Source organism: Photobacterium lucens, from assembly GCF_009873615.1.
In the GTDB taxonomy this organism is placed as follows: Bacteria; Pseudomonadota; Gammaproteobacteria; order Enterobacterales; family Vibrionaceae; genus Photobacterium; species Photobacterium lucens.
In genome coordinates, this window is record NZ_SSMG01000150.1 from 1 (window position 1) to 10841 (window position 10841).

The 10841-nt window shown below is 41.8% G+C and carries 10 protein-coding genes; 2 read left to right on the forward strand and 8 right to left on the reverse strand.

What is annotated here, in order from left to right; all coding sequences use genetic code 11:
* Positions 1-1054: EAL domain-containing protein (locus tag E5A76_RS07080; protein WP_161118503.1), on the forward strand; the 1054-nt coding region annotated here is incomplete at its 5' end.
* A gap of 105 nt (positions 1055-1159) precedes the next feature.
* Here the strand turns inward: E5A76_RS07080 and asnS are convergent.
* The 3 genes from asnS to E5A76_RS20595 all read right to left on the reverse strand — a co-directional run bounded on the left by asnS (position 1160) and on the right by E5A76_RS20595 (position 3666).
* Positions 1160-2560 carry an asparagine--tRNA ligase gene (gene asnS, locus E5A76_RS07085; protein WP_053988236.1) on the reverse strand — a complete coding sequence of 467 codons (1401 nt, stop codon included), beginning with the start codon at positions 2558-2560 and terminating at the stop codon, positions 1160-1162.
* A 272-nt stretch (positions 2561-2832) separates the two neighbouring features.
* Positions 2833-3501 carry a 7-carboxy-7-deazaguanine synthase QueE gene (gene queE, locus E5A76_RS07090; RefSeq protein ID WP_053988235.1) on the reverse strand — a complete coding sequence of 223 codons (669 nt, stop codon included), beginning with the start codon at positions 3499-3501 and terminating at the stop codon, positions 2833-2835.
* A gap of 36 nt (positions 3502-3537) precedes the next feature.
* A complete protein-coding gene (locus E5A76_RS20595) occupies positions 3538-3666 on the reverse strand; it encodes a hypothetical protein (protein ID WP_258178209.1) in 129 nt (42 codons plus the stop codon).
* A 109-nt stretch (positions 3667-3775) separates the two neighbouring features.
* On the opposite strand from E5A76_RS20595, the gene mlc reads away from it, so the two are divergent.
* Entirely contained in the window at positions 3776-4990 is a 1215-nt protein-coding gene (mlc, locus tag E5A76_RS07095) for a sugar metabolism global transcriptional regulator Mlc (protein WP_053988234.1), read from the forward strand.
* A 20-nt stretch (positions 4991-5010) separates the two neighbouring features.
* Here the strand turns inward: mlc and E5A76_RS07100 are convergent, their stop codons facing one another.
* The 5 genes from E5A76_RS07100 to E5A76_RS07120 all read right to left on the reverse strand — a co-directional run bounded on the left by E5A76_RS07100 (position 5011) and on the right by E5A76_RS07120 (position 10725).
* On the reverse strand, positions 5011-5913 hold the full coding sequence (locus tag E5A76_RS07100) for a LysR family transcriptional regulator (RefSeq protein ID WP_161118504.1): 903 nt from the start codon (positions 5911-5913) through the stop codon (positions 5011-5013).
* 216 nt (positions 5914-6129) lie between these two features.
* Positions 6130-6882, reverse strand: a complete 753-nt coding sequence (locus tag E5A76_RS07105) for a LutC/YkgG family protein (protein ID WP_107165117.1) — start codon at positions 6880-6882, stop codon at positions 6130-6132.
* 16 nt (positions 6883-6898) lie between these two features.
* Entirely contained in the window at positions 6899-8311 is a 1413-nt protein-coding gene (locus tag E5A76_RS07110; protein ID WP_053988231.1) for a LutB/LldF family L-lactate oxidation iron-sulfur protein, read from the reverse strand.
* A gap of 12 nt (positions 8312-8323) precedes the next feature.
* A complete protein-coding gene (locus tag E5A76_RS07115; protein WP_023932631.1) occupies positions 8324-9043 on the reverse strand; it encodes a (Fe-S)-binding protein in 720 nt (239 codons plus the stop codon).
* 98 nt (positions 9044-9141) lie between these two features.
* A complete protein-coding gene (locus E5A76_RS07120) occupies positions 9142-10725 on the reverse strand; it encodes an L-lactate permease (RefSeq protein ID WP_161118505.1) in 1584 nt (527 codons plus the stop codon).
* Positions 10726-10841 lie beyond the last annotated feature (116 nt).

Consider the following 10841-nt stretch of genomic DNA (forward strand, 5'->3'; position numbering starts at 1 on the left):
GATTAACGTTAATAATAAAACGTTTTTAGTTGATACAAATAAATCAGACTTTGCTAATTTTTTCTCTTACTTCTGCCAGACGTGTTTATCATTTCACTATGAATATGAGTTTGAACACCATGAGGATGAACTAAAGCCAACGACGTGGTTTGCTGTCCACGGTAAGTTAGGCAATATTAACGGTGTGATAATTGTCGATCGTTCTCTGCAGCATAAATTAGGTGGGAGGAATATTTATTATTATTGGCTAGTATATTTCTTGCTTTTTAGCCTGATTTGTACGGGTATTATCTACTATTACAATACTCGACATGACTTACAAAAAATGCTGATAGCTGGATGTAAGAAAAACGAATTTATCCCTTATTATCAACCGATTATGTCACTTGATGATGAGATGCAAGGGCTTGAAGTGTTGGTGCGTTGGAAGCTAAGTGACGGTAGTTTATTGCTACCTGCATACTTTATTGAAGTCGCTGAAAAAATGGCGGTTATTGATGAAATTACGCTTAAGTTAATTCAAAAAGTGCAATCGGATTTCAAACAATACGCAAGTAATAATAAGAAAGTAATCTTTTGTGCTTTTAACCTAACGGCACACCAAATCGAGAATAAATCATTTATTAATTTATTGATCGACAAATTGAAAGACGAGAAGCGGTTTATTCCATCTTTTGAGATCACAGAGCGTCAGCATTTTGATAATTTGGCAATGGCTAAGGCCAATATTCGTCGATTACAAGACCAAGGCTATCAAGTAAAACTAGATGATGCTGGTACAGGTTATGGTGGTTTTAGCTACTTTATGGACTTCAATCTCGATGGGGTGAAGATCGATAAAATGTTCATTGATGTTATTGGTGTCGATGATGTGAAAGTAGAAGTACTAAATTCGATTATCATGATGGCAAAGCGTTTAGGTATTGATATTGTGGCAGAAGGGGTGGAAACCCAACAACAAGTTGATTTCCTACGTAAACACAATATCGACTATATTCAGGGCTATTATTATTCCAAACCGGTTCCGTTCAAAGATCTAAACTTTGATAATTGATTAAATGTTATAGCCAACGTTTAATTAATATTATCGCTACCCAGTGATAAGTCATAAAAAAGGCTGCCAATTGGCAGCCTTTTACGTTCAGTCTAAACCTAAGGATTAGAAGTTTGCAGAACGTGGAGTACGTGGGAATGGGATCACGTCACGTACGTTACCCATGCCTGTTACGTAAGAAACTAGACGCTCGAAGCCTAGACCGAAACCAGCGTGTGGAACACTGCCGTAACGACGTAGGTCGCGGTACCAGCCCATGTGCTCAGGATCTAGACCCATTTCAACCATACGTGCATCAAGGATGTCTAAACGCTCTTCACGCTGAGAACCACCGATGATTTCACCGATACCCGGTGCGAGTACGTCCATTGCTGCTACTGTCTTACCGTCGTCATTCAAGCGCATGTAGAATGCTTTGATGTCTTTCGGGTAGTTCTTAACGATTACAGGTGCTTTGAAGTGCTCTTCTGCAAGGTAACGCTCGTGCTCAGAAGACATATCAATGCCCCACTCAACATCGAACTCGAACTTGCGGCCTGAGTCTTGAAGGATCTTAATTGCATCAGTGTAATCAACTTGCGCAAAGTCAGATGTTACGAACTTCTCTAGGCGAGAAATTGCGTCTTTGTCGATACGTTGAGCAAAGAACTCAAGGTCGTCACGACGCTCTTCAAGTACTGCTTTAAATACGTACTTCAGCATGTCTTCAGCAAGTTTCGCTACATCGTCAAGTTCTGCGAACGCAACTTCAGGCTCAACCATCCAGAATTCAGCTAGGTGACGGCTTGTGTTTGAGTTTTCAGCACGGAAAGTAGGGCCGAAAGTGTAAACCTTGCTTAGTGCACAAGCGTAAGCTTCAGCGTTTAGCTGACCAGATACTGTTAGGAAAGTCTCTTTACCAAAGAAATCTTTGTCAAAGTCTACTTCGCCTTTGTCAGTCATTGGCAGGTTAGCCATGTCTAGCGTAGATACACGGAACATTTCACCCGCACCTTCACAGTCAGATGCTGTGATAAGTGGTGCAGACATCCAGAAGAAGCCTTGCTCGTGGTAGAAACGGTGGATCGCTTGAGATAGACAGTTACGAACACGTGCAACAGCACCGATCACGTTAGTACGTGGACGAAGGTGTGCAACTTCACGTAAGTACTCAATTGAGTGGCGTGTTTTCGCCATTGGGTAAGATTCTGCATCTTCAACCCAACCAACTACTTTAACGTTGGTTGCTGCTAGTTCAAAATCTTGACCTTGAGCAGGAGATGCTACGATTGTACCGGTAACCTCAACAGAGCAACCAGTTGTAAGCTTAAGCACTTCATCCTGGTAATTATTTAACTCATTAGGGACCACGGCCTGAATCGGGTCGAAACAAGAGCCGTCATAAATGGCAAGGAAAGAGATCCCAGCTTTGGAATCACGACGTGAGCGAACCCAACCGCGAACAGTAACTTCACTGTCTACCGCTAGTTTGCCGCTTAATACGTCTGTTACAGGCGCGTAAGTCATGTTTAAATCATTCTCCGTTTAGGCACTGACTTCGGAATTAAAGTATCTCGTGCTTAAAGATATCTAAGTGTTAGTCATATTACCTTTCTTACGACAAGCATCAAGTATTGATATCAATCAAATGATAAATTGATGAAAGAAAGCGGTAATTTCAGCAAATGATTGGTTAATTATCGGTCATTTGCTTTAAGTCGTCCTAGCTTTGTATTGGAAAATATATATCTAGGACGTCTTAGCTGAATTTTTTATAAATCACTTCAGGCAACAGCAGTTTAAGCAATAGCTAAGTATTTGTGTGTCTGAATTGATAAACGCCAATTACGAGCAATACAAGTTTCGATGCAAAGCTCAGTTGCGCGTGGTTTTTGGCTGATAGGTTGTAGTGCAATTGTGACGTCTGATTTAAGGCTCTTGCCCTCTAATAAAGCGTCAAGTTGCTCGATATCTTTACTCGTGCCGACAGGGTGTTTGATCTCGTTAGCACGCTCTAGGGCAGAAGCAAGCACAGGTAGCTTGGCTTTCATGTTGATTTTTGGCGATACCGTTACCCAAGTGTTATCACTGGTTTGGATCTCAGAAGTACCACTGGTTTCAATCTGGCAATTAAAACCGGCTGTTTCTAGTGCTTCAGTTAGGGGACGAAGATCGTAAATGCATGGCTCACCACCTGTGATAACAACATGCTTTGCTGTGTACTTTTGATCAATCAGTAGTTGCACAACACCATTAGCGTCAAGCTGAGTCCAAAGTGGAGAATCTTCAGTTTTTGCCATGATTTGTTCTAAAGATGCTAAGTCTTGTGGCTCTGCTGTCCATGTTTGTTTGGTATCACACCATGAACAACCGACAGGGCAGACTTGTAATCGAACAAAAATAGCAGGTACGCCAGTAAATACACCTTCACCCTGAATTGTCTCGAATACTTCGTTAATTTTGTACACGTTGAACCTCTTATTTTCACGCAAACAGCCTATTTCTTATTGTGAAACAGCTTGGCTGTAAAGAAAGGTTACTGCGTGAAATAAATCCGCTAATTGAATAAAAATGGTTGGCAAAAAAGCCGTTTTGCCATTATCGCAGAAGCGAAACTCAATGTCTTTAGTCATTGATAGTGATACCTGTCACGTACTGAAGACAAGAGGCTTCACAATTACTTCGCAAAGTAAAAAAATTAACTTACGAAGGTTTTATAGCTGATTTTTCAGGAGTATCGACATGTACGTCGCTCAGCCAGGCCATATCGATCATATTAAAAGAAATAATGCTGGGAGCGTATACAAACTGATTGATTTGTACGGCCCGATTTCTCGCATTGAATTATCAAAACGTAGTCAGCTTGCCCCTGCGAGTATTACTAAGATCACTCGTGAACTGATTGATGCGCATTTAATTAAAGAAACTCAATTCCAAGAATCAAGTAGCCGTGGACGCCCAGCCATTGGGCTTGTGCCAGCTAATGAAGGTTGGCAATTTTTATCGATTCGCTTAGGGCGTGGTTACTTGACGATTGCTTTACACGCTCTCGGTGGTGAAATCCTTGTTGAAGAGCGTCAAGACATTGAGCAATTGCATCAGGTTGATGTGGTTGAAAAGCTATTACAGGAAATTAATGTCTTTTTTGCTAATCATGTAAGCGAGCTCGATCGTATTACGGCTATCGCAGTTTCACTACCTGGATTAGTGAATTCAAGTGATGGTGTGGTACTGCAAATGCCGCATTATAACGTTTCCAATCTTCCGCTTGGCGAGATCATTCATCAAGAAACAGGGCTGCCTGTTTTTATTGGTAACGATACTCGCTCATGGGCATTAGCTGAGAAGCTTTTTGGTAACTCTCGTGGTATTGCGAACTCGATTTTAGTCTCGATCCATCACGGTGTTGGGGCTGGGATTGTACTCGATGATAATGTCCTTCAAGGCAAAACAGGTAACGTTGGTGAGCTTGGGCATATTCAAATTAAGCCTTATGGTAAGCGTTGTTTCTGTGGTAATCACGGTTGTTTAGAAACAGTCGCAAGTTTGCAAGCGATCTTAGAGCAAGTGAAAACACAGCTCGATGCCGGACACGAATCTATGCTGAGTAATATGCCGCTTACCATTGAAGCTGTGTGTGATGCAGCCGTAGAAGGTGATAGTTTAGCAAGACAGATCATCATTGAGCTTGGACACAATTTAGGTCAAGCCATTGCGATCATGGTGAATTTGTTTAATCCCCAACGTATTTTGATTGGTGGTGAATTTAACCGCGCGAAATCGGTGTTATATCCTGCGATCATGGAGCGAATTCGCTCACAAACTTTGCCTGTGTATTTCCGTGATTTAGAAATTGAACAAAGCTGTTTTTATACCCAAGCAACCATGCCCGGCGCCGCTTTAGTGAAACAAGCAATGTATGACGGGCATTTATTGATGAAGCTGGTTGATGGCTAACCTAATGATTTATATGGAAATTAAAATTTCTCTTTAATTTCCATATAGCTTTCACGAATGTGTTCTATCAGGGCTTGAATGCGTTTAGCTGGCTTTCTGGTATAAGGGTATACCGCATAAATGCCGACCACTTTACCTGCATGGGTTGGCAGTAATTCCACCAAATCACCACGTTGTATTTCATCATAAATTAAGCAATTAGGTAGATAGGCTATACCGTTACCTGCAAGCACAACTTTCTTTAATGCAGCCGCATTGTCAGATGAGAAATTACCACTCACTTTCTGAGTATAAACTTTGTTTTGCTTGAGAAATTGCCAGTCAAAAGGGCCTGTGCTTTGTGGGTTGTAGCCTAGGCAATTATGACTTAATAAATCTTTAGGTTTTTCTGGCTTGCCGTAATGCTCAATGTAAGCAGGAGAGGCACAGATCACCCAACGAGAATTAAATATATGGCGGGCAATCAGGCTGGAATCTTCTAGATAACCAGTACGGATCACCAAATCATAATTGTCAGCCACAAGATCGACAAAGTGATTATCAAGTGACATGTCTACCGATAGTCCCGGATGCTTTTGGCAAAATTCAGCCACGGCTTTAGCGAGAACTAATTCACCTGAAATGGTTGGAACAGACATGCGAACTTTGCCAGATAAGGCTTCGCTATAACCGGTTACTGAATCAAAAGCGGCTTGAGCAACCTGGTTGATGCTTTTTGCACGATGATAGAGGACTTCACCGGGTTCAGTGAGGGTTAATTTACGGGTGGTGCGGTAAATTAACTGTAAACCTAATTCTGTCTCAAGTTTACTAATGCGTTTACTAACAACCGATTTAGTCACGTTATTGAGTTCAGCCACTTTGCTGAATGATCCATGTTCAATGACTTGAGTGAATAAAACGAGATCGTCGATAGCTGGCATTCTTTATCCCATACAAAGCCTAAGAGGCAAGGATTATATACCTAACTCACATTATGGCGCTATATTCAACAAGCGTGATTTGGCAGAGAGTCAAAGAGGGGATGTGGAACTTGAATAAAAAAACGCAGCCCCGATAGCTGCGTTGTTCTTATTCCCGTAGTGTGCTTAACCGCTAACTTCCTGCTAGCTGTTTATCACTATTGGTGATAGGTAGGCTTACATATCATCAATAATGATGTAGGTGGCAAAGACGGGCCCATGCACACCAACAACCTTGATCAGCTCGATATCAGCTGTCGAGCTAGGACCTGAAATAAAGTTAACACATGATGGCATACGTTCGCCATTCAATGCTTTTTGATGAAGAATTTCAGTCGCTTGTGTTAGACGAGCAACGATGCTGCTCTTTGGCACAACAAATACTGATGCCTCTGGTAATAGGCTAACTGCACGACCTTGCGCTGGGTTGCTGTAAAGCACCATAGTGCCTGATTCTGCTAATGCTTGTTCTGCAAATACAACACCTACTTTCGCACGCTCTGCAACAGTGATGTTCGCTTCATAACCTGCTGAGTGATCCCAAATGTAAACACCGTGTTGGTCTGCACTAAGATCTTTTGGATCAATCATATTCAGAAGACGTTCATCTGCAGTGAAAATGGTTTCACCAACAGGTTTGATTTCCGTTTCGTCTGCGCTGCAGTATTTGAAACAAACATCACGTAGCGCGTCAGTTAGTTGCGCTTTAGTCGTAACAACGGCTTTCGCACCTAAAGAAGACTCTGTGTATTCTACCAAGATGTCTTTAAGTTCATCTTGAGATTTACCTGCAAATACTTCTTTGTGGCAGTTATATTTTAGGTTTGGACGCTCCACAGGTGTGGTAATGCGATCACGGCCTAGTTGTTTTGCGATGTTATTAAGGAAACTATCGCGATTATAGATGCGTTGCTCATTTTGAGATGACATACGGAAAGCTCCTTAATTACTTATTCTTGTTCTTAAACCAGCTACGGAATGATTCACCTGAAGGTGTTGGTAAATCACGAGTTTGTGTCCATGCGTTTAGCAGACCAACTTTAAATGGTAGTTGACCATCTTTAATTAGCTTACCTGCAACAATTGCACCGATCTTAACTGTCTTATCCCATAGTGCAGGGTGTGCGTTAACAAAGCTAAAACCACTAACAGAAGCGCGTTCCATTGGATCTGTGATTTTCTCTTCACCCATAATGCGACGGTGTTTAAGAAGAAGATCTGATAGTGGGATCTTCACTGGGCATACATCATGACAAGCACGACATAAGCTACATGCGTTTGGAAGATCTTTGAAATCTTCGTAGCCGCCAAGTAGTGGAGACAGAACGGCACCAATAGGACCAGAGTAGATTGAACCGTAAGACTGACCACCAATGTGACGGTAAGCAGGGCAGGTGTTTACACATGCAGCACAACGTACACAACGTAGGATTGAACGGAATTCAGAGCCTAGGATCTTAGAGCGACCGTTATCTACAATAACAAGGTGGAACTCTTCAGGACCATCACAGTTACCTGCTTCACGTGGTCCTGTTAATGCGGTTACATAACCTGTTAGCGGTAGACCAACAGCACTGCGACATAGCAGGCTTGCTACGATATCGAACTCTTCAAAAGTAGGAACAATACGTTCCATACCCATTACAGCGATATGTGTTTTAGGTAGGCTGGTTGCAAGACGTGCGTTACCTTCGTTAGTCACAAGGGTTACTGTGCCAGATTCTGCAATGGCAAAGTTACAGCCAGTGATACCAATTTCAGCTTCTAGGAAGTCATGACGGATATGCTTACGCACAAAACGCGTCATTTCTTCAGGATCTGATGAGCCTTCGTAACCTAGCTTCTTGTTGAATACGTCACGAATTTGCGTACGGTTTTTGTGAAGTGCTGGTACAACGATGTGTGAAGGTGCATCACAATCATCGACTTGAAGAATATATTCACCAAGGTCGGTTTCAATCACTTCACAGTTGTTACGTTGGATCACATGGTTCATGCCGATTTCTTCGGTCACCATAGATTTAGATTTAACAACTTTTTTCGCATTCTTTTGTTGAATGATTTTTTCGATGTAGTTCGTTGCATCTTCAGCTGTTGCTGCGAAGTAAACGTGACCACCGTTCTTTTCAACGTTGTCGCTAAGTTGTTGTAGGTAGTAATCTAGATTTTCAAGCACATGGTTACGGATATCCATGCCCATTTCACGCCATTCTTCCCAGTTACCTAGTTTTTCAGCAGCGATAGCACGGTTTTTGAACATGCGCTCTTGCGCGTTAGCAACAGCAGCGCGCATAGATTCGTCTTTCATTTTTACATGAATACGATCTTTAAATTTCTGGTTGCTTGTTTTCATTGACATAATAATGACCTCTTAACGACTCATCAGCACATCAACAATGTGCATCACTTTGATTGGTTGACCTTCACGGCTAATGCGACCACCAATGTTTAGTAAACAGCTGATATCAGCACCAATTAAGAAGTCAGGTTCAGCAGCTTTGATATGACGTACTTTTTCAGTCACCATCTCACCAGAAATTTCAGACATCTTCACAGAGAACGTACCACCGAAACCACAACAAGTTTCTTGGTTTTCAATTGGAAGAAGCTCAAGACCTTCAACGTTGTTTAGTAGAATAAGCGGCTCTTCACGTACACCAAGCTTACGGATCAAGCTACAAGAAGGGTGGTAAACACCTTTACCTTCAAGACGAGCACCTACATTTTCAACACCAAGTTGGCGAACAACAAACTGAGTCAATTCAAATAGGCGATCAGCAACTTTCTTCGCACGCTCAGCCCACTCAGGTTCATCAGCTAAGTACTCTGGGTATTTCTTAACCGCAGCAGCACAAGAACCTGCAGGTGTTACGATAGGGAAGTCGTTGATCTCAAATGCTTCGATCATGTTTTTCATTGCCGGCTTACTTTTTTCAATGTAGCCACTATTTAACGCAGGCTGACCACAACAACCTTGACGCTCGGGGAAGATCACTTCACAGCCAAGTTGCTCTAGTAAACCTACTGTTTTTTTGGCAACTTCAGCCTTCACTGTATCGCCTAGGCAGGTGACAAAAAAGTTTACCTTCATCTCATTGCTCCAGTGGCGGGATACCGCCTAATTGTTCACATTAGCGATAGGCTTATCCGCAGATAAGCCTATCCATTATCTTCACGTTGTAGGGACGTTTAGATAAAAATACTGACAACAGCTGCAATCACACCGTATAGCACCATAGGGATCACTGTACGTTTAATGATGTAGCCTTCTTTATTTGCAATACCAAGGATGGTTGATACAGCAATAATATTGTTAATACACACCATGTTACCCATTGCACCACCAACAGACTGCATGGCTAAAATCGTGTTTTCAGGTAAGCCAACATTGTGGGCAATGCTTTGTTGAATTGCGCCAAATGTCAGGTTTGAAACCGTTGCTGAGCCTGAGAAAAACGCACCTAGTGCACCTAAGTAAGCAGCACAGTATTGCCAGTTTTTGCCCATCAGATCAGCAAACGCATTACCTGTTGTCATGATTGGTGAATGTTCACCACCAATCATCATAAATTTCACCATGATTAACGCACCGACAAGAGCGATAAAAGGTGTTTTTATTCGTGATGCTGTGTCACTAACGACTTGTTTTACCTGCGTCTTATTCATCTTTAACAGAGGAATAGAAATTAGCACAACCACAAAAAACGGAATCAATGCAGGTACATACAATGTTTTGTAAGCCCATGACGTATCCGTTCCTAAAATATTGCTTAATTTAATAATTAACGCTTGGCTTAGATGTAAATCTGCAAACCCTAAGTTTAGGTGTAGCAGTGGCGTTGCATCATTTAGCATGCCTTTTAAGCCCAGCTGTTTAATGCGTGTTACGATTAGGATCAGAATCAACAACAGGGTTGGTGCCATCGCTTTAAACACAACATTGAAAGGCAGTGTTGTTGCTTTGTTTTGTTCTTCTGATACGGTTTGTTTTTCTAAACCAATGTTGTAACGCGCCAGTAAAATCGACAGTGTTAAACCAATCGCACCACCGATCAGTGCTGGAAATTCATAGTTCCACTGGGCTAGCCATACATAAGGTATAGTACATGACCAAATACTCAGTTGGATGAAGACAAAGTTGCGCTTGATTTGCTTCCAGCTCACAACAAACTTCAATGCAATAACAGGAATAATGATACCTGCTGCGGTATGCATGATTGCAGATAGACGACCCACATCTAATAACTCTGCGTCAGGCAAACCTAAGTTACCTAAACCAAACCATGTCGGTGTACCTACTGCACCAAAAGAGACTGGAACAGAATTCATAACCAGTGCAAGCATAGCGACACGTAATGGATTGAAACCAAGACCTACTAAGATTGGCGCTGCAATGGCAGCAGGTGTACCGAAACCAGATGCACCTTCAATCATGAAAGCAAATGCCCAACCGATGATCATAAGTTGACCCACTTGGTTTTTACTGATCCCTTCAAGCCATTGACGGATCACATCTTCAGCACCTGATACATTCAGGGTACGGTTTAGTAAAATGGCACCTGCAATAATCGAAATTGGTGTCAGTGCTGATAACGCACCTGAAATAATATTGGCTGCAAGTAACTGACTGCTTGTTCCAAAATAGACAAGCTGTAAAAAGCCAATTAGTAATGCTGTTACTGGCAGTGCAACATGAGATGGCAACGCGTTCCTTTTCGTCATCATCCAAATTAAAAGCAAAATAGGGATAACCGATATTGCAAGATTTAACATAAATACCCACCTTGGTTATTTCGTTGTTTCACGAAATTAGTTTTGTTGTTTTTATTAATTATCTACTGATTGATACGTATTTATTCATCGTATAACCGTAGTGGGGTGAGTATTGT